This is a genomic window from Streptococcus infantis (genome assembly GCF_047464215.1).
Classification (GTDB): Bacteria; Bacillota; Bacilli; order Lactobacillales; family Streptococcaceae; genus Streptococcus; species Streptococcus infantis_P.
Window position 1 is genome coordinate 12656 of sequence record NZ_JASHCG010000007.1, and the last position, 26724, is coordinate 39379.

Below are 26724 nucleotides of genomic sequence, written 5' to 3' on the forward strand. Positions count from 1 at the left end.
ATGGCATTTACACTTCCAGCAAATAAACCACAAGTTCCTAAAGATACCCCACGAAATTTTTTCATCTACGGTGAAACCATGAGCGGAAAGTCTTATCTTGCAAATGAATTCCCAAATCCAATCGTTTTGAACACAGACGGGAATGCAGAAGCTAACACGGTTCCAAGCATTCAGCTGATCAATGAAAAAGATGACAAGGGACGAATTACCAATTCAGTAATTAAGCAGCTTGGAGATATCTTGCTTGCTCTCCAGACACAGAAGCACTCTTATGAAACAGTCGTTATTGATGTAATTGACGATGTTATTGAAATGATTAAGATTGCAGTTTGTGATGAATTAACCCCAGTTGGTAAACCTCGCTTGAAATCCTTGTCGGAAATTCCATACGGCAAAGGATACGACTTCTTTAACCAAGCTATCACAGAATTAGTCATTGACCTCAAAGCATTGCCAATGAATGTTATTTACATCAGCCGTCAGGTATCTGAATATGATGACAATGGCAATGCCACCAAAGACAAACCAAGCTTGAAAGATAAGTATGTCAATCTTATCAATGGAAACTCTGATTTGATGATCCACACTGAAAAACTCGGCAACAACTACAACCGTGAGGTTGACCGCAAGCGTAAGACCTACTATGTGAACCATGTTGATGACAAGGCTATTTTGAAAATCTTAGCAACTATCCGTGGGGCTGTTGAACCTGCAAAAGGTAAGCCAGCGCAAAAGAAAGAAGCAGCTAAGACAACTAAACCAGCGAAAACCGAAAAGCCAAAAGAGGCGCCTAAGAAAGAAGTTGCCTCTGATGATGAACTATTTTAAGAAATAAAGGAGAATACACATGAGCTTACTAGATATCGCAAAATCAATCAAAAAAGAGGGCTTTGACCCACGCAAAGACAGCGCCAACGGTCCTGCACCAATCCCAGCTGGTACTTATCCAGTAGTCCTGAAGAAAGCAACCTTCAACGTATCGGACAAAGGCTGGGAAAGCCTTGGTTATCAATTTGAAATCCGTGGCGGTGATTACAGTGGACGCTCTGAATTTGCAACATTTGGCACACTGACTGAATGGAACGGTAAGAACCTTAACTGGGCAGTTGAACGCACCATGAAATTCTTTATCAAAGCCTTGGTCCTTGCTGGCGACAGTATGCAAGGAAATGAAGAAGACGGTAAAGCCTTGGAAGAGGCTCTACAACGTAAGGCAGTTGGCTCTTACTACAACCTTGTTATCTCTGTGACTAAGGGAAAAGATGGCCGTGAGTTTCGAAACTATGACCTTGAAGAAGAAGAAGCACAACCGCTGACTGAAGCTGATATTGATGAAGATGACCTCCCTTTCTAAAAAATAGCAAGTTTTGGGTCATTGATGAAACTGATGAAAGATTAGGACCATTCAATACATTTGAAGAGGCTTATCAATCGTTGTTATTTTATTTAAAAATGACTGAAGATGAATATGAATCAAATTATATGGCCCAAGAACTTGTTTATATTTACAAAGAGGAGAAGTAATCATGCCGTCGATGAAAGAATACGCATTACAGTATCAAAAGTTAGGGTTCTCAGTCATTCCAATCAATCCTAAAAACAAGATGCCTTTGATTGATTTTGCTGATAAACCTGCCATGACTGCAAGGGAAATTGAAAGTTTTTGGGATGGCTTTCCTAATGCCAACATCGCTTTAAAAACAACTAACTTCTTTGTTATTGATATTGACAAGCACGGTAAGTCAAATGGTTTTGAGTCCTTGAAAAAATGGAAATATCTGGGATTGATTGAACCAACATTGCAAGCCAAAACGGCCAGCGGCGGAAAACACCTTTTCTACTTCAAAAGGGATGACACCCCCATAACGCAGATGATTGGTTTTTTACCTGGTGTGGACATCAAGGCCCATGAAAACAATTATGTTTTGGTTGCTCCATCAGCAACAGAAAAAGGACAGTATGAGTGGGATCTGGAAAAATCCAAGGAAGGTGGTACGATGGTTACTCCTTCCAAAGAATTAATACATGCTATTAAAAAACAGTATGGCGAAACTCACGGCTATAAGTATGATGGTAAGGACGGTCTTAGGGACTTAGCTAGACGTTCGCATATTAGAGACCGAACCCAAACAACAGATCTCTTTGAAACAATTGCCCTTGGTTTTGGTGATGAGGGTGGACGAAATGACAAACTAGCCAAGTTTGTAGGTGGTCTCTTATATCGGGCAGTCGACGATGGTGTAGTTGTTCAACTTGCAAGATTGGCAAATGCAAATAGCCCAAACCCTTTAACTGAAAAGGAAGTGATGCGTACTGTTGAAAGTATGATTAAAAAAGATAGGAGGTGAGAGTAATCGGTGATGTAGTAAGTATAAATTCACAAGATAAAATGATTACAAATGCAAAAGGTGACATCAAAGCAAATAGCCCGATGAATGTACTTGTGGCGTTTAAAGCTGACGATCAACTAAGTATTTATTTAAAACACAATGATTTCTCTCAGGAACATGAACTCCTTAAAGACATCAAGATTGGCAACACTCTTTTTAAAAAAGGTGAGCTCCCTTCTAACTTTGATTCAGTCGTAAAAGTTTACTTTGAAAGTGTGTTAGGTGTTGCTTTCTCAAATCAAGCGATGCTTGATGGCATGGAGACTTTCTTTTCAGAAAGATCATACAATCCAGTTATTGAGTATATGGAGAGAGCAGCTGAAAAGTGGGATGGGAGAAACCGGATTGACCGCATGCTTCAAGTATATCTTGGCGCTGAAGATAACCCTTTAATTTCTAAAATCGCTCAAATGTGGCTAGTTGGTGCAGTTGCCAAGGTCTATGATCCCTACGTTAAATTTGACTATGTTCTGGACTTGGTCGGTGGCCAAGGAGTCGGGAAAACGTCCCTCCTTCAAAAATTGGGTGGCGAATGGTATACGGATGCCGTAACAGATTTCTCTAATAAAGATAATTACGACATCATGTTAAAAAGCCTAATCGTCAACGACGACGAAATGGTGGCCAGTAATCGTATGAGCTTTGCAGAAACTAAAGCCTTTATTTCTAAAACCAGCCTACGGTATCGTAAGCCCTACATGAAACGCACAGAAGAATTTGCCAAAAACTTCATTTTAGCCAGGACTACTAACCAAACAGAATACCTCAAGGACAAAACCGGTGAACGTCGATTTCTCCCGATTATGGCAGATAGTAAACGACAAAAGAAACATCCAATGGAAATCGAGCCTGATACAATCGAACAAATTTGGGGGGAAGCTGTTACAATTTATCGTGCTGGTGCTGATTTGATGTTTGATGAAAATACAGAGGATGAATTGAATATCTACCGCGAACAGTTCATGTATCGTGATGAAGTTGAATTACAAGTGCTTGAATATCTTGATATGCCCGTCCCTGAAAATTGGCAAAACTGGTCTATTCAGCAACAACATCAATACACAAGTAAATATTTCGATAACAGTAGCGACTTTGATCCCGGAAGCAAAAAACTAGATAAGGTCTCAACTCGTGAAATGATGTACAACTTATTTATGAGAAATTCGAATGACAGGAAGCTGTCAACGAAGATTAACATGATCATGGATAATCATCCTGATTGGAAAAAAAGTGTTTTCCGGGCAGGAGGTAAAAGTACAAAAGGGTTCGTAAGAGTGAAGAATTCGGAAAAAACTAATCGGTAGCAATTTAAAAATTATCGGTAGTCATCGGTAGCAGTTGAGGGGGTAGATCGGTAGCATTCTACCGATAAAATGAGACATCGGTAGCAGTCTAACCCCTTGATATTACTGACTTTTATTTAATATTTATATATAATACTACTCTTCTACCTATATTTTTAAAAAAAGTATATAAAATAATAGTAATAATAGAGAAAGCCTATAAAATAGGGATTCTTTAAAAATATTTTTTACTTTTTAGAATTTATCGGTAGTACGGTAGCAGTTTGAAAAAAAGAGGTAAAAATGTCATACACAGTAACACTATATTTTGACAATATGGTAGATGAAACTCACTTCTTTAAGAAAGTGGGTGATGCTGCTAAATGCAAGGCTCAGCTTGAGAGCAAGTATCGAGGGGAGCGATTGTATAAGGTGAAACTTGAGGAGTTGGAAGAATGAGTAAATTTGAAATCTCCCTGTCTAAAGATGACCTTGAACATATCGCTAACGGTTATGACATCAAAATCAAAATCAACGGTAAAAGATTTTTGGAAACAAATGAAATCATTTTGAAGCCTGCATTGACAAATGATGTTATGGCCCCGATATTGAATTATAGAAATAAATTAATTGATACTGAGGTACAAAATATTGCTAATAATTTTTCAGGAGGTGCAATGTGAAGCGATTCATAGCAATATGGATTGTTCTATCTGCTGCATTGAATATCTGGCAGATGGGCAGGATTCGGGATTTAGAAAACGGAGGAGAATGATGGCTAAAGATATTTTAACGGATCTAGCATTTGAAAATGTACACAAATGTCTGGGAATTCCTGATTGGAACGAATCTGATGAAGTAATTCTTGTTAGTTTTGCTAATAAAGAAGAAATTGAAGCAGATAAAAGTTACCGTTCGACTGAAAATTGTAATTATTTTGGCAAACGAATTTGTATCTTCTGTGAACAAGTGAAGAAAAATAATTACATCACGCTACATAAATCTATGTTAGAAAAAATTATTAAGACTATGGAATCAGTTAAAGAAGTGGAGGAAAAGTAAAATGAAAAAATTAGGAATTGTTTTAGGAGCGATATTTGTAATCGTTGTATCGCCATTTGTGGTTCAGTATGGTTGGAATGAGATTATCACAACAATTGTTCCAGTTGGTAAAATTACAGTCTGGCAAGCATTAGGGATGGATGCACTACTATCTTTCATCTGGCCTGTGCTATCTAGCAAAAAAGAATCTGAAGAGGATTATTCATATGCTGTAAAAAGCAGTATTTCGAAAATCATTACATGTGCATTCTTGATATGGTTAGCTAGTTTGTTCTTGTGAGGATATTCATGAAAAATTTAAAAATCCTATGTGTTGTTTTACTCGCATCATTCCTCGTGGCATGTCACCAGATTTCGAGTGGGACAGTAGTAGATAAGTACATTGATGAACCTCACACAACATTCATACCCGTGGTGTCTGGGAAAAGTTCAGTACTTGTACCAACAAGAACCAAAAGAAAATACATTCTGGTCGTTTCAGGATATGCAGGTAATAAGCAAATTGAAGAAACATTTGAAGTGACAGCTGAGGAATACATGCGCTATGGAATTGGTAATACTTTTATACAAGATGCAGTTTTAGAAAATAAGGAAGAGGATAAATAATGAACCTAGAAATAATTGACAATATAAATAAACCGAGCCATTACCAAGGTAGATACGGCATGGAATCTATCGATGCTTTAAGAAACTTCATGACACCAGAACAGCTGAAAGGATTTTATCTTGGAAATGCCTTGAAGTATCAATTGAGATTTCAGAAGAAAAACGGTCTTGAAGACCTGAAGAAAGCCAGAAAGAATCTCGACTGGCTAATCGAGGAGATAGAGAACGAGCAGACACAATTGAGGAAAAACCATTGTAGAACATAGACGATAATGGCATTAAAAAAAGCCAAGGCACTCTCTACCTCAGCAATAATTTCAAACACTATTATTATATCACAAAGGAGATAGAGAGTGAAGGCTAAAGAGCTTTTAAGCGAATTACAGAACCTTGACATGGATATCCAGAGTCGTATTGACGAAATCAACGAACTTGAGGCTGGCCTGCTCTCAAGTCCAAAGTGGGCCGAAGCTAAAGTAAAAGGTGGGCAGACAAGAAAGATTGATGATGTGTACGCTCAGTTGATCACGATGAAAGACGAAATTGAGAAAGATACCAATGTTGTAATCAATCGAAAAATGGAATTGGGGCGGATGATTAACAAGCTGACAAATCCTAAGCATAGAACAATCCTACGAATGACTTATATCAATAAAGGTACGGCTGATAGTATTTGTTATGACTTGAAAATGAGTCGTACAACCTATTACAGATTGAAGAATGAGGCAATTTTAGCCTTAGAAGAAGTTATCTGATGTCATAAGTTCAAAATGGGACTATTTGGGACGGCACGGTTCTAAAAATCTGTTAGAATGGTAGTATCAAGAATTAGGGGTAAGGCAGTAAGTCTTCCCTGATATGGAGAGTTGGCAGAGTCAGGTTGAATGCGCCCGTTTGCTAGACGGGTGGTCGCCTATGTGCGGTCCGTGGGTTCAAATCCCACACTCTCCTTTGAGCGTTTGTGTCCCAGAATGGGGTAGGCAGTAGGCTTAGCATTCATATATCACTCATTAACTTACAAATGGTTGCGGAGCGACTGGACCTTGCATGATTGCATAGCTACTTATATCCTAGGTAAGTTATAAGCTAGAGGGTTTGATTCCCTCAGAGGTTTTAAATGACTACAAAAAATAAAAAAAGGAAAACTTCAAATTGATTTCTAATTAACACGCAAGGTAGTAGTCGCCTTGCATTAAGTCACTCATCGAGTGGCTTTTTTAATTATTAAAAAGGTGGTGATGGAAAATTGAATGAAAGACAAAGACGATTCGCAGATGAGTACATCATCAGCGGGAATGCAACAGATGCAGCTATTAAGGCAGGGTATAGTGAAAAGACTGCTAGAAGTCAAGGACAAAGATTGTTGACAAAAGTTGACATTTCTGAATATATCAAAAAAAGAATGGATGAAATTCAGGACGAAAAAATCCTGACTCAAAAACAAATTCTTGTGATGTTGTCAGAGATTGCATCAGGTCAGGCAAAAGAGACAATTGTGGTCACGACAAAAGTAGCTGAGTTGATGACTGATCCCGTGACTGGTAAGTCTGTAAAAGTCTACAATGAAATCCCTCAACTTGTCGAATATCCAACAAAGAACAGCGATAGGAACAAAGCTTTGGAGTTACTAGGGAAACGACATCAAATGTGGACTGATAAAGTAGACATCAATGCAACGGTTACCGAGACTAAGAAGTTTGACGATATCGTCAGTCAGTTGGGCGGTGATGGACTTGACGAATAGCTTCCCTTTATCTCAAAAGTACATCGACTTTTGCAACAGCTTTAATAATGTTGATGCGGACTTTTTGGAAGGTACAACGGCAGCTGGAAAAACAACGGTTGGTGTTGGTGTCAAGTTTATGCGAGCAGTCAGCAGAAGTTCGAAGAAGTTTCACATCATTGCAGCAAAGACAGTTGGTGTAGCCGAAAAGAACATCATTAATCAGGATAACGGAATTTTAGACATACACAAATCAGCCGTCTACTGTGGTAATGGTGATAAAGATTCGAAGATTCCTCACATCAAGTTTGAGGGGAAAATCATTTATGTACTGGGATATGACAATAAGGAAAAATGGAAGCTGGTCCTTGGTGGTCAGTATGGATGTGTCTATATTGATGAGGTCAACACGGCTGACATTGAGTTTGTTCGTGAGTTGTCCACACGGAATGATTATTTGATGGCAACGCTCAATCCGGATAATCCTGATTTACCAGTCTACAAAGAGTTCATCAACAAGGCGAGACCGTACAAAAAATACGCAGGCGATGTGCCGGAAGAAATTATGCGAGACCTATCAGAGCCAGCTAACCCTAAATGGCGTTACTGGTTTTTTACGTTTAATGACAACCTGTCACTAACACCAGAAGCCATCCAGAAGAAAAAGGATGCTGCACCAGTTGGGACTAAGCTCTACAAAAATAAAATACTTGGTCTACGTGGCCGAGCAACAGGAATTGTCTTCGTTAACTTTGATAGTAAAAGACATGTGTTGAGTAAGTCTTTTGTAAAGAATACGGTCACGTTCCAGCGGTTCACAGCTGGACTAGATACAGCTTACTCAGCAAGTAGTCCGGATACAATTGCAATGATTTTCCAAGGGATATCAGATGACGGGAAATTATATACGCTGGATGAGGAAGTCTACAACAACGCTGAGCTTGATGTACCGATTGCACCATCTGATACTGTGGTCAAGTTTATCAATTTCCTAGAAAAGAATCGTGCTGAGTGGGGGCTGGCGCGTGATGTATTTGTTGATAGTGCGGACCAAGCGACAATTACAGAATTAAACAAATACAAGCGACAATACGGCTGTCTGTATATCTTTAACAATGCTTATAAGAAAACCAAGATTATTGATCGGATCAACTTCCAAATTGGTTGGTTAGCTCAAGGTTGCTACTATGTGTTAAGTCATTGTATGAATCATATCAAAGAGCTAAACACTTACTCATGGAAAGAAGGAAAAGATGAGCCGGAAGATGCAAATGATCACACAATCAATGCGAATCAGTATGCATGGTTGCCATACAGGAAGATAATCGGAAGAAAGGAAAACTAAAGTGGGAATAATGGATATGATCAGAAGGAGTATGAGAAGCTTTCTCAAACTGGAACAGGCACAGCCAAATGTCATCACAATTACAGAGGCAATGACGTTTGAAGATAATGCAGCAAAGAACCAAATTTGGTATCGCGGTGACTCATACGAACTGGACCAGCTCTACAAGCAATTACCACACAGCAACATCAACTTTTGGGGAGCGACAAGCACTCCTGGGCAAGAAATTAAAAAGATTCATACAGGAATCCCTGGTCTCATCGTTGATAGGTTGGTAGATATCACGCTGCACGATATGAATGATTTAGAATTTTCCGAGGAAACACAAGGAAAATTGTGGGAAGAGATTGCTGAAGATAGCAACTTCCACGATCAACTGCAGGAGGCGATTAAAGATAGTCTTGTGATGGGTGATGGTGCTTTTCGTATTTCATTTGATCCGGAACTTACAGCATTGCCTATTGTTGAATGGGTTGGTGGAGATAGAATTGAAATCATCTACAACCGTGGAAGATTGAAAGAAGTTATTTTCCGCACGCACTTCACAGAACACAGACGGAGCTATTTGCTCGAGGAAATCTACGGATATGGCTCATTAACTTATAAGCTCTACAGGGGTGAAACTGAGCTAGATATGAGCGCGACAGAGTACACCGCTAACCTTGTCGATGTGGAGTTCGATAAATCTGTTATCTTGTGCTTGCCGTTTAAGATTTACACGTCACCTAAAGTAAAAGGCCGTGGTCAATCTATCTATGATCGTAAGACAGATGCCTTTGATAGCTTGGATGAGTCTTGGAGTCAGTGGATGGATGCTCTTCGTTCTGGACGATCACGAGAGTATATTCCTGAGAACTTACTTCCCAGAGATCCCTACACAGGCGAAATTAGTAAGGGCAATCCTTTTGACCATCGCTTTATTAAGGTTGAGACAGCAATGGGCGAGGATGCAAAGAACACAATCACATTGCAACAAGCTAATATCCCGCACGAAAGTTATTTGAGTACATACGTGACTGCGCTTGATTTAGCTTTACAAGGTATCATTAGCCCATCAACACTCGGTATCGATGTCAAGAAGCTAGATAATGCTGAGGCACAACGTGAGAAAGAAAAGGCAACTCTCTATACTCGCAATGCTATTGTGACAGCTCTGCAAGATTACCTGCCAAAGTTAATTAGTATGGTTTTGAATGCTGATAGTGTGCTTAAGAAAAACCCGCTACAGAAAGTCAAGGTCGACGTGCCGTTTGGTGAGTATGCTAACCCTAGTTTTGAATCACAGGTTGAGACAGTTTCTAAGGCTAAGACAGGTGGTATCATGTCGATTGAAGCGAGCGTTGAGGAATTATACGGTGACTCAAAAGACCAGGAATGGAAAGACCAGGAAGTGGCAAGAATCAAAGTGGAGCAAGGTGTGACAGAAATCAACGTGCCATCATTGAATGAAGTTGCTAACGATTTTGAGATAGAGAAGGAGGCTGAAGATGCTGAAGACGGTGACGATAGGACAGAGGATCTATCACATGAGTCAGAAGGAAGCGCAGGGACTTCTACAGATAGCGAGCGATAATGTAGAGTTCGGTATCTATGCTGTTGAGAAGAACAACAAGTTGGATATGCTCAACCTCAAAATGCCTAGTAAAACAGCTTTGAAACGACAATTGAGAAGTTTTAAAGCGCAAGGTTTTAAGGTGTACTGCAATGGCTTATGATGTATCTAAAGCATTTGAGCGAATTGAAAACGATCTGCTTGATTCCATGATTAGAAATCTAGGAAGGCATAAGGCAGAGGAAACTGCTGAAGGTTTTGAATGGGAACAATGGCAGGTCGCTCAATTGAAAGAGCTTGAACGATTTAAGCGAGATAATGCCAAAAAATATAGCAAAGAGTTTGCCAATATCAATAGCAAGATTTCCACAGCTATACAAGAAGCCTATAGGCAAGGCATGGATGATGAGGAAATGTCTATCCTGGAAGCTATCAAGAACGGTTTTGAATTTAACAGTGGAAAAGATAATCTAGGGGCTTCATTTTTTGCTATCAACGAACGAAAGTTGCATGCGTTACTTAACTCGGTCGAGCATGATATGAAGACGGCAGAGCATGCTGTATTGCGGTATACAGACGACCAGTACAGGCGCACAATATTTGATGCTCAGGTAGCAGCTAACACAGGAGCTAAGACTTATGAGCAGTCAGTGGATATGGCCACTAAGGATTTTCTAAGTCGGGGTATCACATGCATCCAGTACAGTAACGGGGCCATGGTCAATATCGTATCGTACGCCGATATGGCCATTCGAACAGCAACCAAAAGAGCCTACCTAATGGGTGAGGGAGTCAAGCGCCAGGAGTGGGGGATTCATACTGTTATCTTAAACAAGCGATCGAATGCATGTCCTCTGTGTATGCCTTTTGAAGGTAAAGTATTGATTGATGATGTCTGGTCAGGAGGCAGTGCGGATGATGGTCCATATCCATTATTAAGTTCTGCAATGGCAGCTGGTTTGTATCATCCTAACTGCAAAGATAAGCATACAACTTATTTCCCTGGGATCAGTAGCGAGCCAGAGAAAATATTTACAAATCAGGAATTGGACGACATCAAGGAAAGACAGTTACTGGACAACAAAGTTCAGCATGCTAAGCGACAGGAGAAACGATTTAGCAGATTATCGCAGTTCAGTCTCGATGAAGACAATGTTCAGAAGTACACATTAAGGGCGGAAGAATGGTCTAAACTTAAGTCTAATGCAGAAGAAAATCTGAAATACTTTGAAGCGGAAAAAGGATACAAATTATACCAAGAGCTTTCACTCGAAAGTGATAGTGATTACAAGAAATTCATCAATCGTCAGAGATTGCCTAGAGATACTAGTGGCGTAGCTTCGAAGAAGATTGCTGCAGAGACACGACACATGTATATCGATGCGACTCGAAAAAAATTCAAGGGAGGTACAGAGCTTGGGCAAGACTTGTTTGCAAGACTAGCCGACCAGTCGGCGATTGCAACTATTGCAGAAACAGGAGTTGTGAGATATGAATCTGGAAAACTCTTCCTGAACATGTATAAGGACGTAGACGACCCTCGCGGACCTGGTACTGGTTATTTCCATGAATTTGGTCATCAAATAGATGAGAAACTAGGTTGGGAATTCACAAAGGATAAAAAAATCCTTCAACTTCTGCGTAAAGACTTTATCAATTTATCTGATGATGCTATTTTCGAAGCAATCCATATCAACGATAAAGCCTCTTCGGCATCTGATATATTAGGAGCGTTGAGTGAAGGTAGAATACAAGGTAAGTATTCGCACTCGCTCGTTTACTGGGAGAAAAAAGGAAATATAGAGAGTGAGTTTTTTGCGCATGTGTTTGAGGCACAATTTGATGATGAACGCAGAGAAATACTTGAAAAAACTTTTCCTGAGAGTTATAATTATGTTATAAATAAACTAAAGGAGAGGTAGTCATGCGGATTATCGAAAGCTATCTACGTGTAGCAGAAAAAGCAGATACATTCAGCGACATCTTTGGATATCGTTTAGTAGCCCCGATTTTTCCTGTAGCGGCTATCTATGGACCACAAGAAGAGAGTGATATCTTTGAAGCGAAACTAGACAAATGTATCAAAGATCAATACGATTATTTTGCAGATGAGTACGGCTATGATTCAGATGAGAAAAGACGTAGACTGCAACGTGAGAAGCATGTATTTTACGATTGTTAATATCACAGAGCGCCTATAAGGTGCTTTTTTTGTACTCAGAAAAGGATTGAAAAAATGAAATACAGAAAGAAACCAGTAGTCATTGAGGCGGTTCGGTTCGTAGATACGGAAGAATCAATTTTGAAATTGTCAGAGTTAGGATTGGATCCAATTCGTGTAGATTATGCTGATTTGGATAATCCGGTTTTAAAGATAGAAACACTTGAAGGATTGATGATTGCAACAGAAGGTGACTACATCATCAAAGGCGTGCAAGGTGAATTTTATCCATGCAAGCCTGATATTTTTGCACAAACATATGAAAAAACGGAGGAATGAAATGTTAGAAAAAGCAAAACAATTGGCATCACAAGAATTTTCGCGCTTATCAGATCGTGAAATCAAAGTAGAAGACTGCTTTGTAGTTTGGTTTAGCAAGACCCTGCAAAATTGGAAAGCTCTTGTTAGTACGAATACAATTACATCAAGTGAGCCTTGTGGAAACTATGCAGAAATCACGCATAACGGAGACAAGAAAGAGACTTATGTGGATGTTTACGCCAAGATTTCAAATCGTGCCATTAAAGATTAGGTGGTGATCCGACATCTTGACTTGCAGGAATAGACTGCTATAAATTACTGTAAATTGCTATAAACCGCATCGAAATCGAGGCGGTTTTCTTATGTTTGAAAGGAATAAAGATATGGAAGATTGGAAAATAAGATTTAAAAAAGAATACTATGAATTGAAAGAACGATTCCAAAAGTTGGATATGATGATTGGCAAATACGAGAAAGGACAGTTAGAGTTTGAACCTAAATGTCCTATTGATTTGTTAAAACGTCAGCGTTCAGTTATGTGGGATTATCTTTCTACTCTAGAGCAACGTGCGAAAATTGAAGAAATTAAACTATAAAACCTAACCGTACGGGATTCCATACGGTTTTCTTTTTGTCCGAAGACTAAAAACTACGTGGAGACACCAGTGACAATAACTGAAATAGGGAGACACCCTTAAAACTGAAAGGAGAACGCTATGTTCAAACGCAAACTATTTTTCCATAATGCAGATACAGGAACTGGCTCTGCAGGTGGACAAGACACGTCAAGCCAAACTCAACCAGCTAGCACTCCTGAGATTGACTATGACAAAATCGCTAGCATTGTCGAAGGCAAGCAAAAGGTTGCTGAAGACACCGTGCTAAAAAATTACTTTAAGCAGCAAGGATTGAGTGGTGAAGAAATGGCTCAAGCTATTACTGCTTTTAAGTCGCAGAAAGCTGATGCAACACCAGATGTCACATCACTACAGCAACAGTTAACGCAGGCACAAGCAAGTGCATTACAAGCTAATTTAGAGCGAAATCTACAATTAGCAGCAATCGAGGAAGGATTGCCTGTTGGTGTACTACCTTATGTGATGAAATTGGCTGATATATCAACTCTCACACTTGAATCGAAACCAGAAGATTTCAAAGCTATTGTCGCAAAAGTTTTGGAAGACGTTCCTGCACTGAAGCCAAACAAAGAAGAATCAACTGGGTTTCAACAAATCGGATCTACCGGTAAAACACAACAAACTAACCAAACTGATGCCATTGCTGCAGCGTTTGGTCTTTAAGAAAAAGGAGAATTAAATTATGACAGTTTATAACTACGCAGAACAATTCGAACAAGCTTTGCATCAGAAATATGCAAAAGAACTTGCGTCTGTAGATTTGTTTAACTCAAATCCGCAAGTGAAATTTATCAACGCTCAAACAATCAAGTTGCCGAACATCACAGTATCTGGTTACAAAGACCACAATCGTCAAACTATCGGTTTTAATTCTGGAACAATTTCAAACGATTGGGAACCAAAGAAACTCGAACATGACCGCGACATCGAATTTGCAATCGATCCTATGGATGTTGATGAAACAAACCTTGTCGTCTCTATTGCCAATGTCCAAAACACTCTGGAAACTGAACAAGGTATTCCTGAAAAAGATTGCTACGTGTTCTCAAAACTCTACACAGAAGCAGGTAAGTATACTGCTAACGGTGCCACTATCGACACTACAACATTGACTGCAGAAAATATCTTGCAAAAATTTGATGACGCCATGGAAAAAATGGACGAAGCAGGCGTCCCATCTGAAGGTCGCATTTTGTATGTCACTCCAGCTGTCAACAAGCTCTTCAAACAGGCTAAAGACATCCAACGTGTGCTAGGAGTGAATGGTTCAAATGGCGATGTCAAACGCTCTATCTATAGCCTTGATGACGTTAAAATCAAACAAGTGCAATCAGCTCGCATGAAATCACAATACAACTTTACAAATGGTTGTGTCGCAACAGATGAAGCGAAACAAATGAACTTCATCTTAATCCACCCATCTTGTGAAGTTGCTCGTGAAAAATACTCTTACATCAAAGTATTTACACCAGGTCATGACTCACGTACAGCTGACAACTATTTGCTCCAATCTCGCTTCTACATGGATGCATTCTTGATCAAGAATAAAGCAGCTGGTATCTTTATCAACGCGACAGCGTAAGAAAGGATGGTGTAGTATATGGCATTAAAAGCAATTAAAGGCGCTCGCGTCTATGATATTGATGAGTTAGCGATCAATGATTTTGTTGGTCGTGGCTTTGAAATCTACGAAGATGGTGAATTAAAATATGGTGAATCTGTCGACAAGGTTTCAAAAGAGGAGTACGAAAAAGTTTTAGCTGACTTGAAAGATGCTAAGGATGAAATCAAGAAGCTCAAAGGAGCTAAGGAGTAACAGTCATGTATGCTAGTCCAGATTATTACAAAAAGACGTTTGTTGGTGTGATTTCTGCTGATTCAGAAGTTCTGGCTAGCAAACTTAAATCAGCTTCTGACAAGATTGATATACTTACGTTCAACCGAATCCGTGGCATTGGATTCGACAATCTGACGCCATTTCAGCAGGAAGTTATCCGAAAGGCTTGTTGTCAGATTGTTGACTTTGAAGAGGTTAATGCTGATTTGATAGCTACTACAGTTTCAAACTACAGTATTAATGGTGTGTCAATGCAATTAGGATCAAATTGGAACATTGCCACCGAACAAGGTATTGTTATTTATCGCAAAACCTATGAACTTTTGAAGCAAACAGGATTGACGAGGAGGGTTATTTGATGAAATTTCCACAACTTGTCTTACCTCAATTTTGTCAGACGCCAATCACAGTCACAGTCAACCAAGAGGGAGTTTCTGAAGATGGCGAACCTTTGGAGGCGTTTAGAGAAAATCTAAAATGCAATTATCAGGACGGTGCCAAAACAGTCCTAACCGAACAGAAGAAGCTGGTCCAAATTACTGGGTCAGCTTATTTCGTTGGTGATATTGCACCGTATTTGCCTACATTGAGCGGTGGGACTGCAATTGTATTTGGTATTGTCAGGAGGATTGTGGATAGCCGGAAAGCTAGAAATCCAGATGGGACTGTCAACTATACCTACATCGGATTGGAGTGATGCTATGTTTGCGAAGTCTACAGTAAAGCTAGATTTTGGCACTATCCGCAAACTGGAAAGGGCTCAAATCATAGCACTGGAACAGACTGCTGAATACCTGCATACAGAAGTTGTGCAGGCACAAGTCGTTCCATTTGATAAAGGTGTGTTGCAAGGCGAAGCAATGGCTCCAGACTACTCACGTTCATCCCAAGGTGTAGTAAGCCTGGTACATTCCACTCCTTACGCAAGACGATTGTACTTTCATCCTGAATATCAATTTCAGACGAAAGAAAACCCTCATGCAAAAGGAAAGTGGTTTGAGGATTGGGCTGATGGTGGCAAGAAGTCACACAAAATAAAACAAGCCTACGGGCGACTTTACAAACAAATCACGGGGGTTTAAGCATGATTACACTAGCTGAAGTCCGTGACTGGATTAAAACATTTAATGCAGCTAACAACTACTACATTGGCAAGCTCGATAATAAGCAAGAAAACAGTATAGGCATCTATCAACGAAAGACAATCGATGGTCCTCGGGTAGCAATCGGAGGCAGGTCACTGGCAAGCTATGATGTCAAATCAATCAGCATCTTAATTCACTGGAACAAGAATGCGAATGAGACTGAGAAGCGTGCTCAGTACCTCTATAATCGTCTATTTGAGGCTGAATCGGTTGTTATCGGTGGAACACCTATTAAGATGATTGCCTTATTACAGAACGAGCCTGTGGATGTAGGAACAGATGATAATAACGTGTATGAGCGTGTTATCGAGCTTGATTTATATTACGAAAGAGAGGGCAACTAATGGCTCAGAAAACTGGGGTATTCCCCGTATATGAAAACCAGTTCCAAGTAAATAAAGGAACTGCAGGAGTTGAATCACTTGTTGATATTGCAGACATGGAATCATTCTCAGTATCATTTGACAATGGTGTTGAAGAATGGAAACCATTTGACCAAAAAGGTTGGACACGTCGTTTGATGACTGCGAAGTCAGTTACAATTTCTGTTTCTGGTAAACGAAACGTAGGTGATGCAGGTAACGACTACATTGCAGGTCTTGCGTTTAAAAATGGTCGCGATTCTGAAGCGGACTTCCAATGGACTTTCCCAGATGGAACTAAAATCAAATTTAAAGACGCGGTTATCAATCTTAAGGACTTTATCTCGGGGGATTCAACAGGTGTTGCACCATTGTCATTTGACGTCATGTCAAATGGTAAACCGGAAGTGGTGCCAGCAGGTTAATTTAGAGGGTTTCGACCCTCTTTTTATTTTAAGGAGGAAATATGGTTGAAGCTGAAGAAACCAACGCAACAGCAACCATAGCTTTTATTGATATCGATACAGGTATCGAATACAAGGCTGGAGATACCGTTGATTTAAGCGGTAAATCCAAAGAGCGAATCGAAGCTATGGCAAACAAAGAAAATCGAACTGGTCAAGTACTGATCAACATTTTATCTGAAGAAAAGGAAACCGAATAATGTCAAAAGTAATTGATATCACAGAAAAACTCAATTTTGAAGAGAATCCAAAATTGAAAATTAAAGATGCTGAAATTGAAGTCAATACAGATGCAACAACTGTACTGACTCTGATGCAGACTATCGGTGATGAAGAAGGAACTCCATCTGCCAAAAAAATGATGGAAATGTTTGAGCTAATCTTCCCTGAAAATAGTCGCAAAACACTTGATGAAATGCGTTTGAATTTCGCTGATTTAACTAAAGTTATTGAAGCAGCGATGACATTGGTCATGGGAGAAGAAGAAGCGGGAGAACAGTGAGCCATACTATGACCTATTTGAGGATTTCGATTTAATCGTCAGCTCTCTTAGGACACAGTATGGCTTATCTGTATACTCTAATGAATTTAAGAATATGAAGTGGAAAGAGTTCAAGGCTCTCTTAGCTGGTTTGTCTGGAGAAACACCGCTTGGTCGAATCGTCCAAATTCGAAGCGAAGATGACCCTAAAATGCTAGAGGTATTTTCAGAAGGACAGCACCGTATTCGCAACGAATGGAGATTGAAACTTGCCAAAGAGAAAACTGAACAAGATCTGACTCAAGTTCTTGAAGAATTAAAACAAGCCTTTGTTGAGATGGCTAAGTAGGAGGTGATAGCTATTGGCGCAGACAGTTGGCCAGATTGGTCTTGACCTTGTCGTCAACGACAAACAATTTAAAGGGCAGATGAGTGGCTTGCAAGGGATGGCGACGAAAGCTGCCAAGATGCTTGCAGGAGCATTTGCAATCAAGAAACTTGTTGATTTTGGAGCTCAAGCTATCAAGCTCGGCTCAGATCTCAACGAAGTGCAAAACGTTGTTGACGTTGCTTTCCCACGCATGAGCAAGCAAGTCGATGACTTTGCAAAACAAGCTATGTATACCTCTGGGTTATCAGAGACCATGGCAAAACGATACATCGGTACATTCGGTGCGATGACTAAAGCTTTTGGTTTTAACGAACAAAAAGCTTATGAGATGTCAACAGCCTTAACTAGTTTAGCGGGCGATGTGGCATCTTTTTATAATATTAGTCAAGATGAAGCCTACACAAAGCTGAAATCAGTCTTTACTGGTGAAACAGAGACACTTAAAGATTTAGGTGTGGTCATGACTCAATCAGCACTTGATGCCTATGCAATGGCTAATGGATTTGGAAAGACGACACAAGAAATGTCTGAGGCTGAAAAAGTTGCTTTGCGGTTCGCATTTGTAACAGACAAGCTTTCACTGGCTAGTGGCGACTTCGCTAGGACATCTGATAGTTGGGCTAACCAAGTTAGGATTATGAAGCTACAGTTCGAAAGCTTTATGGCAAGCGTCGGAGTTGGCTTGATTAACATTTTTACCCCAGTTATCAAAGTCATTAACTTTTTGCTCAGCAAATTGCTGACAGTAGGTAATGCTTTTAAAGCATTGACAGAACTATTTACTGGCAAGAAGTCTATGAAAGGATCCGGTATTCAAGAAACTGCTGATGCAGTTGGTAATTTAGGAGAGGCTTCTGATGGTGCAGCAGGAGGAGCTGGCAACTTAGGAAAAGCTGCCAAAGGAGCCGGGAAGGCTGCAGATGGAGCTGGTAAAGCAGCTAAGAAAGCTGCTCAAGAAATGAAATCTCTCATGGGATTTGACCAAGTCAATAAACTATCTGACTCATCCGATAGCGGAGATGGTGGTGGAGATTCCGGAGGCAGTCCTGGTGGTTCAGGCGGCGGAGGTGGTGGAACACCTAAAGGCGCTGAAGTCGATATGGGGAAAATTGCTGAAGGTGGGAATCAATTAGACGGTCTGTTTGATGGATTATTTAAACGATTGCTTGAACTCGTCAAATTATTTCAGGACGGTTTCAATGCTTCATTTAGATTCGATGGTGTTGAACGCCTTCAGAGTGCTTTAAAACGAATCGGTGAATTACTGCAAGAGATTTTTACAGATCCAAAAGTTGTGGCTTCATTCCAAACCATGCTTGATAAGATAGCTTATGCTCTAGGGCAGTTTATTGGCTCGATAGGGACTGTTGCTCTCGGGATAGGAGTCTTTATAGCCGAAAGTATAGCCAACGGACTACAGCGCCAAAAAGAGCGTATTAAAGGTGCTCTCGTGTCTCTACTCACCAACATAGGAAATGTAGCTGAGGTTGCTGGTAATATCGTTCAAGCTTTCTCAAATGGTTTTTACGATGTCATCACATCTTCTGGCGCTGTTAGAATTGGCAGTGCGATTGTATCTGCGTTTTTAAGTGCTGGTAGCACAGTAATCGAATTAGGCAGTAAGATAGCAGGAGATTTTGCTAAAGGAATTGAAAAAACAATAGTTCCGAATGTTCCACAGTTAGTAAAAGCCTGGACAGGATTATTAGATGGCATCGCTCCTGTTTTTGAAAGTTTAGAATCACTGGTAGATGATGTTGGTGATGCGTTGAAACGTGTGTACGATGACAAAGCAAAACCATTTATTGACTCTTTGACAAGTGGTTTTGGTCAGTTGATGAAAAGCTTTTTGGATGGGTGGAATACTTACCTCAATCCAGTTCTATCAAAATTAGGCGAAAAGTTTTCGGAAGTTTATGACGCTCATGTAAAACCAGCTATCGATAATCTCTCTATGCTTTTAGGTAGTTTTTTTGATTTTTTCAAAGCTGCTTGGGAAGACTTTGTTTCGAATGTAGATGTCGAAAAATTCATGGAGATTCTTAGTGGATTGGTAGAAGTTGTCGGTACAACGTTGATCAATGCTATTGCGGCACTCTCTGATATTATCAGTGGTCTTGCTCAAGCTCTATCTGGTTTGATTGATTTTGTAACGGGTGTTTTTACAGGTGATTGGGATTTAGCTTGGAACGGAATTAAAAATCTATTTTCCGGTATTATCAAATCTCTCTTGGCCGCGCTTGGAATTGACATCGATTCGATGATTGCAGAGTTCACCCGTTGGTGGGAATCTGTTAAGACCATTTTTGCACCTGTTGTTCAATGGTTCAAGGATAAGTTTAAACAAGCTTGGGATGCCATTGTTGCTATCTTTACCGGTATTGGTTCTTGGTTTTCTCAACGCTACAATGAGTTAAAAAGCAATCTTGCTTCTATTCCTGATTGGTTCAAAGACAAATTCCGCAGCGCGTGGGCAGGTTTAACAGGTATCTTCAATCCTATTGCAAGTTGGTTTGCAGGGAAGTGGAGTAATATTCAATCTGCTCTTGCTAGCATACCAGGGTGGTTTTCTTCAAAATTCCGCGAAGCATATAACAATGTCAAGAATGCATTTTCGGGCATTGTCGGGTTCTTTAGCGGACTTTGGGGGCAAATACGCTCAACGTTTACTCATGTTGGAACCATGGTTGGAAGCGCCATTGGCGGTGCTGTACGTAGCGTTATTAACGGGGTACTTGGCACGGTAGAAAGCACAATCAATAGTGGTATCAGCTTACTCAATGGCGCTATTAGCGTGATTAATAAATTACCTGGTGTAAATATCGGTGGATTTAGTTACATTGGACTACCTCGACTTGCTCAAGGTGGCTTTGTTAAGGCCAATACACCACAAATTGCCATGATTGGTGACAACAAGCATTACGGTGAGATTGTTGCTCCGGAAAATAAAATGCTTGAAATGGCACGTCGTGCAGCGGAATTGTCAAATAATGGCGGTGGACCAGAAGTTCTAGCCTTACTGACACAGTTGTTACAAGCGGTTCGTGCTCTTGATTTGACAATTGATGGTGATAAAATCACCAAGAAGATTGTAGATAAAATCAATGAAATTGCAATTAAAACAGGGGAATCCCCCCTCATGATTTAGGAGGTATGCATGAGTGAAATATCAGTAGGTGGAGTAGCTCTTGCTTCTCCAGTTGAAATCAGCATCAATAATGATATTATCTGGTCATCTTCTACGGGTCGTAGTGCTAGTGGATTGATGACGGGTGACGTCATTGCAGAAAAACGTACATTCTCCATCAAATGGGGAATTATCACAGAAGCAGAAAGAAATCTTATCAAGTCTAAATTGGTAGCCGGATTTTTTACTGCAAACATTTTAGGACAGTCTATCACTGGTTATCGCGGGACTATCACAGAGACAGTAATGGGGCGTCTGAGTGACGGTGTGACCTATTACAACGGCTTATCTGTATCTATTATCGAGCAGTAGGAGGAATTATGCTAGAAGTAACATCAGATTATATCAAAGCAATAGAGAACCATCTGCGCGTGTTTGAGGCTAACTTTGACTTAAATGGTAAGAGATACACAAAAACCAAAATTGCATCAGCTACTTACGACAGTTCCATCGGTAATAGTAATGATTTTACAATTGGTGGTGGGTACATCAATAGTCTAGAAATTGAAATTAAAGAGATTATTGAAGGTCTGCAAGAAATGATGCCAGCAACAATGTCGGTAGCAATTGCGGGTAAAACCGTCCCACTTGGCAAGTTTTTTGTTACCGAGGTCAAGCTAGATCGTAATGATAAAAAGACCAAAATTAAGCTACAGGACGAGTTTGTTAGATTGTCTGGTGCTTATGATAGTCAGCTTACTTATCCAGCTTATACAAGGGATATTTTATCAGAAATCGTGAGATTGACAGGTATCACGACAGATACTAATATCCAATTAGTAAATGATCAAGTTGCGAAGAAACTAGAAAAAACAAGTTATCGTGAGGCGTTAGTTTATTTAGCGCAATTATCAGGAAGTTTCGTCAGATTTAATCGTAATGGGAAGCTTGATTTTATCAAGCTAAAGACAACATCAAGACATATCACAAAAGATATGTATAAGCCAGGTGGATTAGAACGTGACGAGATACCTTACAGGTTGAAAGGTATTGAGTGTAAGTCTGCTGATAAGGTTGTGTATAAATCAGGATTGTCCACAGGTAATATCATGAAGTTAAAAAATCCATGGGTTACACAAGAAATTCTGGATCGTGTCTTCAATGAATACCGTGATTTTAACTTTTATCCATATACATTGTCCTGGCGTGGTGATATGGCCATGGAATCCGGTGACTGGGTTACAGTACACTGGGATGAAAATATCTATTTTGATATTCCAATGCTGTCCTACAAACTTTCGTTTGATGGTGGTTTATCTGCCCATAGTAGTGGAAATGCTGCTGGAGTTGCACAAGGTACTTATAAATATAAGGGGTCAATGCAACGTCAAATAGAGTATTTGGACGAACTTATCACTAAACAAGGTAGTATGTACCTTGATACATCAAGCCCTACCAAACCAAAAAATGGAGATATATGGTTTAAACCTAATGGTGGCTATGTTGAAATGTGGGAACGTGTAGAAGGTTCATGGGTTAAAAAGGCAGACAGCGCTAATGTCGGAGAAATTGTCAATACGATAACCACTGATGAATTGCTAGCAAAAAAAGTTTCTGCAGCAATTGGTAATTACATTACGTTAAATGCCAAAAATATAACTGCTGGAGATCTGGATTTAGCACGTTTGCGAATCATGAATGGTTTGCAAGAGATTGTTTCCGTACGTGACGGCAAAGTTGTGATGAACATTGATAAGCTCACTATCAATGCTCAAGATGTAGCGACGAAAGAAGATCTAAAAAAAATTGAACTGACTCCTGGACCTCAAGGGGAACGTGGGCAACAGGGGGTACCTGGTGTCCAAGGTTTGCAAGGCCTGAAAGGCGACCAAGGTATCCCAGGGCCGAAGGGAGATCCTGGTAGAGATGGTATCGCTGGTAAGGATGGAGTGGGTTTAAAATCTACCGTTATTGCTTACGCATCGTCTACATCAGGGACTAGCGCTCCTAGTTCTGGATGGATAAGCACTGTTCCAGTTATTCCAGCCGGTCAATATCTTTGGACTAAAACAACCTGGAATTACACAGACAACACCTCTGAAACTGGCTACTCAGTAGCTAGGATTGGTAGGGACGGAAATACTGGTAGAGATGGTGTCGCTGGCAAGGATGGCGTGGGTATCCGTGCAACAACCGTAGTTTATGCTAGCTCCACATCAGGAACTGTTCCACCAACTAGTGGATGGTTGTCTCAAATCCCTAGCGTTCCAGCTGGTCAGTATTTGTGGACTAAAACAACCTGGAACTATACAGATAATACCTCTGAGACAGGTTTTTCTGTGGCAAAAATGGGTGAAACTGGTCAAAAAGGGGATAAAGGAGATACCGGACCAAAAGGCGACAGAGGAGAAAAAGGAGAAAAGGGAGACCGGGGCTTACAAGGTCTACAAGGTTTGCAAGGAGTCAAAGGTGACCAAGGTATTCCAGGCCCTAAGGGAGCTGACGGCCGTACACAGTACACTCACATGGCCTACGCTGACACTGTAACAGGTAGTGGATTCAGTCAAACAAATGCTGACAAAGCCTATGTCGGGGTGTATGTTGACTTTAATGCAACCAATAGCAAAAATCCTGCTGACTATCGCTGGACTAAATGGAGAGGGCCAGATGGAAAGAATGGTGAGGATGGCCCTCAAGGCATTCCAGGTAAGCCTGGAGCAGATGGGCGGACTCCTTATATTCACCGTGCTTGGGCTAACTCTGCTGATGGACGTGATGGCTTTAGTACAACAGATAGTACTAACAAACGCTATCTAGGCACGCTAACGGATTTCACTGAGGCAGATAGTCAAAATCCTAAATTGTACAAGTGGACAGCTTTGTTTGGCACAACAGAGCAATCGGGTAATATCTTACTGGATTCAAATACTGGATGGAGAAATAAGCACCGACAAGATTTCATCTTAGCTGAACCTTTGAAATCTGGTAAACAGTACACATTGAGTGTTAGGTGGTGGAGGAGTGATAACAGTACACTTAACTTTGGGATTCGTGAAAATTCTAGCGATAGCTGGCAGTGGATAAATTTAGCATATAGCTTTGAGTTGGATGTTTGGAGTGCTACTTTTACATCCAAGAAAAACCTTAACGCTGGAGACGTTGTATCATTCTTCACTGTAGAACCAGAGGGAGTCGGTAATGCTAATTGGGCTGTTTTAACAGTTGGAGCTATACCTATGACGAGCTGGCAACCTCACTGGTCAGAAACTCAAAAACAGCTTGATTCTAAAGCTGACCATAAATTGACTAATGACCAATTAAATGCTCTAGCTGAAAAAGCTCAACTTCATGACGTAGAATTAAAAGCTAAAGCGACAATGGATCAGTTCAGTGATTTAGAAAAAGCCTATAATGCTTTGGTAAAATCAAATGCAGAAAGCCAAAAAAAATCTGAATCTGATTTAATCGAAGCGGGCAGAAGAATTGAGTTTTTATCAATAGAATTTGGTGGCTTGAAGGAGATGAAAAAGTTCATCGATACCTATATGAGCGCTTCAAATGAGGGGCTCATCATTGGAAAGAACAATGCTAGTTCATCAATCAAAGTCAGTCATGATAGGATTTCTATGTTTTCTGCAGGTAAGGAAGTAATGTATATTTCGCAAGGTGTGATTCATATCGACAACGGTATTTTCACCGCGTCAGTTCAAATCGGACGCTTTAGAACAGAACAGTATTATCTTGACAAAGATGTGAATGTTATTCGATATGTAGGAGGTTAAAAAGAGGAAAATGACTAAATTTATCAATTCTAGTGGCCCATTGCATTTGAACCTTTACGTCGAACAAGTTAGTCAGGACATTACTAATAACTCTTCGAAAGTAAGGTGGCGGGCTACTATCGACCGCGATGGAGCTTATAGAACATGGACTTATGGAAATATCAGTAACCTTTCTGTCTGGTTAAATGGCGCAAGTGTTCATAGCAGTCACCCGGATTACGATACGTCCGGAGAAGAGGTAACGCTCGCAAGTGGAGAGGTTACAATCCCTCATGACAGTGACGGGACAAAGACTATGTCTGTCTGGGCATCTTTTGACCCCAATAACGGAGTTCATGGCAACATTACAATTTCGACGAATTATACATTCGACAAAATTCCTAGGTCTACGCAAATTTCTAGCTTAGAAGGAAATCGAAATTTAGGCTCACTTCATACCGTTATATTTAATCGAAAAGTTAACTCGTTTACTCATCAAGTCTGGTATAGAGTTTTTGGAAGCGAATGGATTGACCTAGGGAAGAACCATGGGACAAGTGTATCCTTTACCCCATCTTTAGATCTTGCTCGACACTTACCTAAATCTAGTTCCGGGCTAATGGACATCTGTGTTCGAACATATAATGGGTCTACCCAAATTGGAAGCGATGTGTACTCTAATGGCTGGCACTTTAAAATCCCAGACAGTGTAAAACCTACCTTCACAGGTCTTTCATTAACTGACATGAATACGGTCGCAAGACGGCTTTTGGGTGGAAATGACTTTTTACAAATCATTTCAGATATCCAAGTAAACTTCAACAATGCGTCTGGCGCATATGGTTCTACCATAACTGGATATCGAGCTGAAATTGTTAATAGAAAAATGGTCGTAACTAAAAACGGTGGTAGTTTTGGTATCATGAACTTTAGCGGTTTGGCAACCATTCGAGCTTATGTTGTCGATAGTCGGGGCAAACAATCAGATACTAAAGATATTACTATCAACGTGATTGAGTATTATGCCCCTTCCTTTAGTTTTTCCGCGCTTAGAACTAGAGGCAATCCAAATACATTGCAAGTGTTAAGAAATGCCCGAATAGCTCCTATAATGCAGTCAGGAAAGCAAAGGAATGTAATGTCCTTAACTTTCAAAGTTGCTCAGATAGGTAATGAGAATTTCACGGATGATAATGGTAGTGCATCTGGTAATTTTACAAGTGTTCATACATTGACTAACTCAGCTGCTAACATGGCGGGGAATTATCCATCGAATAAATCCTTTGTGATTATTGGTAAGCTTGAGGACAAGTTTACAAGCGTTGAATTTTCAGCTACTGTTGCAACTGAAAGCGTAGTAATGTCCTATGATAAGAACGGACGTATAGGCATTGGTAAGGTTGCAGAATTTGGGAAACCAGGCTCATTAGATGTTCTAGGCGATATCTACTCGAATAACAAGCCAATTCAGCAGTATCAGCTGACTAATGCTTATGGTGGCTTAAGTAGAGGTAGCGCTCAATGGGATGATGTTTGGAATAAGCAGGCGACAGAATTTGGTTGGAGAAATGGAAAATACGCAGATAACCCTACTGGTAATGATTGGGGACTATTTCAAAACTATTGGCTTGATAGTTGGAAAGGCGTTCAATTTTTCACTGGGGTAACATCAAATAGGTTTTTCTTTAGGACCTACAACAATGCCAATAAATGGGCTCCAACGCAATGGAAAGAGATTGCTACCAAAGATGACATTCAGAGCACACCTTGGCAAAATGCCAACCTACAAAATGGGTGGCGCCATCATCCTGAGTATGAAAAAGTGCAGTTTTCAAAAACGTTCGACGGGATTGTTTATTTAAAAGGGACGTGTAAAGGCGGAAATACTACCCGTGAGTCAATTATCTTTACTTTGCCTGAAAATTTCAGACCATCCACAACATTATTTAAGACCGCACTAAACAATGATTATGGTTCTGCGGTTATCGGAATCTATCCAAGCGGTAACGTAGTCGTAAAGGGGAACGTTGACGCTACTTGGCTCAACTTCGATAATGTTTCATTCAAAATTTAAG

The 26724-nt window shown here is 40.2% G+C and carries 34 protein-coding genes and 1 tRNA gene; all 35 read left to right on the forward strand.

The annotated features are described in order from the left end of the window. Positions 1-828, forward strand: a complete 828-nt coding sequence (locus QM469_RS05300; protein ID WP_050199814.1) for an AAA family ATPase — start codon at positions 1-3, stop codon at positions 826-828. A 19-nt stretch (positions 829-847) separates the two neighbouring features. Next, positions 848-1354 carry a hypothetical protein gene (locus QM469_RS05305; protein ID WP_414276203.1) on the forward strand — a complete coding sequence of 169 codons (507 nt, stop codon included), beginning with the start codon at positions 848-850 and terminating at the stop codon, positions 1352-1354. Positions 1355-1526: 172 nt separating this feature from the next. After that, on the forward strand, positions 1527-2348 hold the full coding sequence (locus QM469_RS05310; RefSeq protein ID WP_414276204.1) for a bifunctional DNA primase/polymerase: 822 nt from the start codon (positions 1527-1529) through the stop codon (positions 2346-2348). A gap of 41 nt (positions 2349-2389) precedes the next feature. Next, entirely contained in the window at positions 2390-3694 is a 1305-nt protein-coding gene (locus QM469_RS05315; protein ID WP_414276252.1) for a VapE domain-containing protein, read from the forward strand. 282 nt (positions 3695-3976) lie between these two features. Then, positions 3977-4132, forward strand: coding sequence for a hypothetical protein (locus tag QM469_RS05320; protein ID WP_414276205.1), 156 nt, complete (start codon positions 3977-3979; stop codon positions 4130-4132). Beyond that, positions 4129-4356: a hypothetical protein gene (locus tag QM469_RS05325; protein WP_414276206.1), complete on the forward strand. Its 228-nt coding sequence runs from the start codon at positions 4129-4131 to the stop codon at positions 4354-4356. Before QM469_RS05320 ends, QM469_RS05325 begins: the two co-directional genes overlap by 4 nt. 91 nt (positions 4357-4447) lie before the next feature. After that, positions 4448-4735, forward strand: coding sequence for a hypothetical protein (locus tag QM469_RS05330; RefSeq protein ID WP_050228805.1), 288 nt, complete (start codon positions 4448-4450; stop codon positions 4733-4735). Position 4736: 1 nt separating this feature from the next. Then, on the forward strand, positions 4737-5015 hold the full coding sequence (locus tag QM469_RS05335; protein ID WP_195216007.1) for a hypothetical protein: 279 nt from the start codon (positions 4737-4739) through the stop codon (positions 5013-5015). 8 nt (positions 5016-5023) lie between these two features. Beyond that, positions 5024-5341, forward strand: a complete 318-nt coding sequence (locus QM469_RS05340; protein WP_414276207.1) for a 3-dehydroquinate synthase — start codon at positions 5024-5026, stop codon at positions 5339-5341. Next, positions 5341-5607 (forward strand): DUF3310 domain-containing protein, encoded by a 267-nt coding sequence (locus tag QM469_RS05345; protein ID WP_414276208.1) that lies wholly within the window; start codon positions 5341-5343, stop codon positions 5605-5607. The genes QM469_RS05340 and QM469_RS05345 overlap by 1 nt, the downstream gene beginning before the upstream one ends. A gap of 129 nt (positions 5608-5736) precedes the next feature. After that, positions 5737-6096, forward strand: a complete 360-nt coding sequence (locus QM469_RS05350; protein ID WP_049479278.1) for a DUF1492 domain-containing protein — start codon at positions 5737-5739, stop codon at positions 6094-6096. Positions 6097-6201: 105 nt separating this feature from the next. Continuing rightward, positions 6202-6292: transfer RNA gene (locus QM469_RS05355), tRNA-Ser, on the forward strand. A gap of 295 nt (positions 6293-6587) precedes the next feature. Further along, entirely contained in the window at positions 6588-7085 is a 498-nt protein-coding gene (locus QM469_RS05360; protein WP_084911577.1) for a terminase small subunit, read from the forward strand. Then, positions 7012-8409 (forward strand): terminase, encoded by a 1398-nt coding sequence (locus QM469_RS05365; protein WP_414308237.1) that lies wholly within the window; start codon positions 7012-7014, stop codon positions 8407-8409. Before QM469_RS05360 ends, QM469_RS05365 begins: the two co-directional genes overlap by 74 nt. Before the next feature lie 31 nt (positions 8410-8440). Beyond that, positions 8441-9982: a capsid protein gene (locus tag QM469_RS05370; RefSeq protein WP_414276210.1), complete on the forward strand. Its 1542-nt coding sequence runs from the start codon at positions 8441-8443 to the stop codon at positions 9980-9982. Positions 9983-10113: 131 nt separating this feature from the next. Beyond that, positions 10114-11883, forward strand: a complete 1770-nt coding sequence (locus tag QM469_RS05375; protein ID WP_414276211.1) for a phage minor capsid protein — start codon at positions 10114-10116, stop codon at positions 11881-11883. Positions 11884-11885: 2 nt separating this feature from the next. Next, complete coding sequence (locus QM469_RS05380; protein ID WP_216728938.1) at positions 11886-12143, forward strand: peptidase; 258 nt, start codon at positions 11886-11888, stop codon at positions 12141-12143. A 54-nt stretch (positions 12144-12197) separates the two neighbouring features. Then, positions 12198-12461: a hypothetical protein gene (locus QM469_RS05385; protein ID WP_414276212.1), complete on the forward strand. Its 264-nt coding sequence runs from the start codon at positions 12198-12200 to the stop codon at positions 12459-12461. Between the two features lies 1 nt (position 12462). Continuing rightward, a complete protein-coding gene (locus tag QM469_RS05390; protein ID WP_247941271.1) occupies positions 12463-12714 on the forward strand; it encodes a DUF6275 family protein in 252 nt (83 codons plus the stop codon). Positions 12715-12826: 112 nt separating this feature from the next. After that, the gene (locus tag QM469_RS05395) at positions 12827-13039 is read left to right on the forward strand and encodes a crAss001_48 related protein (RefSeq protein ID WP_414276213.1); all 213 of its coding nucleotides are present in this window, start codon (positions 12827-12829) and stop codon (positions 13037-13039) included. Between the two features lie 120 nt (positions 13040-13159). Further along, positions 13160-13744, forward strand: a complete 585-nt coding sequence (locus tag QM469_RS05400; RefSeq protein ID WP_414276214.1) for a hypothetical protein — start codon at positions 13160-13162, stop codon at positions 13742-13744. A gap of 19 nt (positions 13745-13763) precedes the next feature. Continuing rightward, complete coding sequence (locus QM469_RS05405; protein WP_007518769.1) at positions 13764-14663, forward strand: hypothetical protein; 900 nt, start codon at positions 13764-13766, stop codon at positions 14661-14663. A gap of 18 nt (positions 14664-14681) precedes the next feature. Then, positions 14682-14897 carry a hypothetical protein gene (locus tag QM469_RS05410; protein WP_414276215.1) on the forward strand — a complete coding sequence of 72 codons (216 nt, stop codon included), beginning with the start codon at positions 14682-14684 and terminating at the stop codon, positions 14895-14897. Between the two features lie 5 nt (positions 14898-14902). Continuing rightward, positions 14903-15277 (forward strand): hypothetical protein, encoded by a 375-nt coding sequence (locus tag QM469_RS05415; RefSeq protein WP_049493565.1) that lies wholly within the window; start codon positions 14903-14905, stop codon positions 15275-15277. Further along, positions 15277-15615 (forward strand): hypothetical protein, encoded by a 339-nt coding sequence (locus tag QM469_RS05420; RefSeq protein WP_049479258.1) that lies wholly within the window; start codon positions 15277-15279, stop codon positions 15613-15615. The genes QM469_RS05415 and QM469_RS05420 overlap by 1 nt, the downstream gene beginning before the upstream one ends. Further along, on the forward strand, positions 15548-16000 hold the full coding sequence (locus tag QM469_RS05425; RefSeq protein WP_414320620.1) for a hypothetical protein: 453 nt from the start codon (positions 15548-15550) through the stop codon (positions 15998-16000). The genes QM469_RS05420 and QM469_RS05425 overlap by 68 nt, the downstream gene beginning before the upstream one ends. A gap of 2 nt (positions 16001-16002) precedes the next feature. Beyond that, positions 16003-16407 carry a minor capsid protein gene (locus QM469_RS05430; RefSeq protein ID WP_414276216.1) on the forward strand — a complete coding sequence of 135 codons (405 nt, stop codon included), beginning with the start codon at positions 16003-16005 and terminating at the stop codon, positions 16405-16407. Beyond that, complete coding sequence (locus tag QM469_RS05435; protein ID WP_007518781.1) at positions 16407-16850, forward strand: phage tail tube protein; 444 nt, start codon at positions 16407-16409, stop codon at positions 16848-16850. Before QM469_RS05430 ends, QM469_RS05435 begins: the two co-directional genes overlap by 1 nt. A 41-nt stretch (positions 16851-16891) precedes the next feature. Next, a complete protein-coding gene (locus tag QM469_RS05440; protein ID WP_414276217.1) occupies positions 16892-17089 on the forward strand; it encodes a hypothetical protein in 198 nt (65 codons plus the stop codon). Next, the gene (locus QM469_RS05445; RefSeq protein WP_414276218.1) at positions 17089-17391 is read left to right on the forward strand and encodes a hypothetical protein; all 303 of its coding nucleotides are present in this window, start codon (positions 17089-17091) and stop codon (positions 17389-17391) included. The genes QM469_RS05440 and QM469_RS05445 overlap by 1 nt, the downstream gene beginning before the upstream one ends. A gap of 34 nt (positions 17392-17425) precedes the next feature. Then, on the forward strand, positions 17426-17719 hold the full coding sequence (locus QM469_RS05450; RefSeq protein WP_239682736.1) for a Gp15 family bacteriophage protein: 294 nt from the start codon (positions 17426-17428) through the stop codon (positions 17717-17719). A 13-nt stretch (positions 17720-17732) separates the two neighbouring features. Next, positions 17733-20909: a phage tail protein gene (locus QM469_RS05455; protein ID WP_414276219.1), complete on the forward strand. Its 3177-nt coding sequence runs from the start codon at positions 17733-17735 to the stop codon at positions 20907-20909. 9 nt (positions 20910-20918) lie between these two features. Continuing rightward, the gene (locus QM469_RS05460) at positions 20919-21260 is read left to right on the forward strand and encodes a hypothetical protein (RefSeq protein WP_414276220.1); all 342 of its coding nucleotides are present in this window, start codon (positions 20919-20921) and stop codon (positions 21258-21260) included. Between the two features lie 8 nt (positions 21261-21268). After that, a complete protein-coding gene (locus QM469_RS05465) occupies positions 21269-24670 on the forward strand; it encodes a hypothetical protein (protein ID WP_414276221.1) in 3402 nt (1133 codons plus the stop codon). A gap of 10 nt (positions 24671-24680) precedes the next feature. After that, entirely contained in the window at positions 24681-26723 is a 2043-nt protein-coding gene (locus QM469_RS05470) for a DUF859 family phage minor structural protein (protein ID WP_414276222.1), read from the forward strand. The last annotated feature ends 1 nt before the right edge of the window (position 26724 follow it).

Coding starts and splice junctions, on each gene's coding strand:
- QM469_RS05375 (WP_414276211.1), top strand. CDS start 10,114: ATGGCTTATGATGTATCTAAAGCATTTGAGCGAATTGAAAACGATCTG.
- QM469_RS05465 (WP_414276221.1), top strand. CDS start 21,269: ATGCTAGAAGTAACATCAGATTATATCAAAGCAATAGAGAACCATCTG.
- QM469_RS05405 (WP_007518769.1), top strand. CDS start 13,764: ATGACAGTTTATAACTACGCAGAACAATTCGAACAAGCTTTGCATCAG.
- QM469_RS05400 (WP_414276214.1), top strand. CDS start 13,160: ATGTTCAAACGCAAACTATTTTTCCATAATGCAGATACAGGAACTGGC.
- QM469_RS05385 (WP_414276212.1), top strand. CDS start 12,198: ATGAAATACAGAAAGAAACCAGTAGTCATTGAGGCGGTTCGGTTCGTA.
- QM469_RS05320 (WP_414276205.1), top strand. CDS start 3,977: ATGTCATACACAGTAACACTATATTTTGACAATATGGTAGATGAAACT.
- QM469_RS05440 (WP_414276217.1), top strand. CDS start 16,892: ATGGTTGAAGCTGAAGAAACCAACGCAACAGCAACCATAGCTTTTATT.
- QM469_RS05415 (WP_049493565.1), top strand. CDS start 14,903: ATGTATGCTAGTCCAGATTATTACAAAAAGACGTTTGTTGGTGTGATT.
- QM469_RS05335 (WP_195216007.1), top strand. CDS start 4,737: ATGAAAAAATTAGGAATTGTTTTAGGAGCGATATTTGTAATCGTTGTA.
- QM469_RS05470 (WP_414276222.1), top strand. CDS start 24,681: ATGACTAAATTTATCAATTCTAGTGGCCCATTGCATTTGAACCTTTAC.
- QM469_RS05345 (WP_414276208.1), top strand. CDS start 5,341: ATGAACCTAGAAATAATTGACAATATAAATAAACCGAGCCATTACCAA.
- QM469_RS05380 (WP_216728938.1), top strand. CDS start 11,886: ATGCGGATTATCGAAAGCTATCTACGTGTAGCAGAAAAAGCAGATACA.
- QM469_RS05420 (WP_049479258.1), top strand. CDS start 15,277: ATGAAATTTCCACAACTTGTCTTACCTCAATTTTGTCAGACGCCAATC.
- QM469_RS05435 (WP_007518781.1), top strand. CDS start 16,407: ATGGCTCAGAAAACTGGGGTATTCCCCGTATATGAAAACCAGTTCCAA.
- QM469_RS05340 (WP_414276207.1), top strand. CDS start 5,024: ATGAAAAATTTAAAAATCCTATGTGTTGTTTTACTCGCATCATTCCTC.
- QM469_RS05395 (WP_414276213.1), top strand. CDS start 12,827: ATGGAAGATTGGAAAATAAGATTTAAAAAAGAATACTATGAATTGAAA.
- QM469_RS05315 (WP_414276252.1), top strand. CDS start 2,390: ATGATTACAAATGCAAAAGGTGACATCAAAGCAAATAGCCCGATGAAT.
- QM469_RS05390 (WP_247941271.1), top strand. CDS start 12,463: ATGTTAGAAAAAGCAAAACAATTGGCATCACAAGAATTTTCGCGCTTA.
- QM469_RS05330 (WP_050228805.1), top strand. CDS start 4,448: ATGGCTAAAGATATTTTAACGGATCTAGCATTTGAAAATGTACACAAA.
- QM469_RS05325 (WP_414276206.1), top strand. CDS start 4,129: ATGAGTAAATTTGAAATCTCCCTGTCTAAAGATGACCTTGAACATATC.
- QM469_RS05460 (WP_414276220.1), top strand. CDS start 20,919: ATGAGTGAAATATCAGTAGGTGGAGTAGCTCTTGCTTCTCCAGTTGAA.
- QM469_RS05430 (WP_414276216.1), top strand. CDS start 16,003: ATGATTACACTAGCTGAAGTCCGTGACTGGATTAAAACATTTAATGCA.
- QM469_RS05370 (WP_414276210.1), top strand. CDS start 8,441: ATGAGAAGCTTTCTCAAACTGGAACAGGCACAGCCAAATGTCATCACA.
- QM469_RS05350 (WP_049479278.1), top strand. CDS start 5,737: ATGGATATCCAGAGTCGTATTGACGAAATCAACGAACTTGAGGCTGGC.
- QM469_RS05310 (WP_414276204.1), top strand. CDS start 1,527: ATGCCGTCGATGAAAGAATACGCATTACAGTATCAAAAGTTAGGGTTC.
- QM469_RS05445 (WP_414276218.1), top strand. CDS start 17,089: ATGTCAAAAGTAATTGATATCACAGAAAAACTCAATTTTGAAGAGAAT.
- QM469_RS05300 (WP_050199814.1), top strand. CDS start 1: ATGGCATTTACACTTCCAGCAAATAAACCACAAGTTCCTAAAGATACC.
- QM469_RS05410 (WP_414276215.1), top strand. CDS start 14,682: ATGGCATTAAAAGCAATTAAAGGCGCTCGCGTCTATGATATTGATGAG.
- QM469_RS05365 (WP_414308237.1), top strand. CDS start 7,012: ATGCAACGGTTACCGAGACTAAGAAGTTTGACGATATCGTCAGTCAGT.
- QM469_RS05305 (WP_414276203.1), top strand. CDS start 848: ATGAGCTTACTAGATATCGCAAAATCAATCAAAAAAGAGGGCTTTGAC.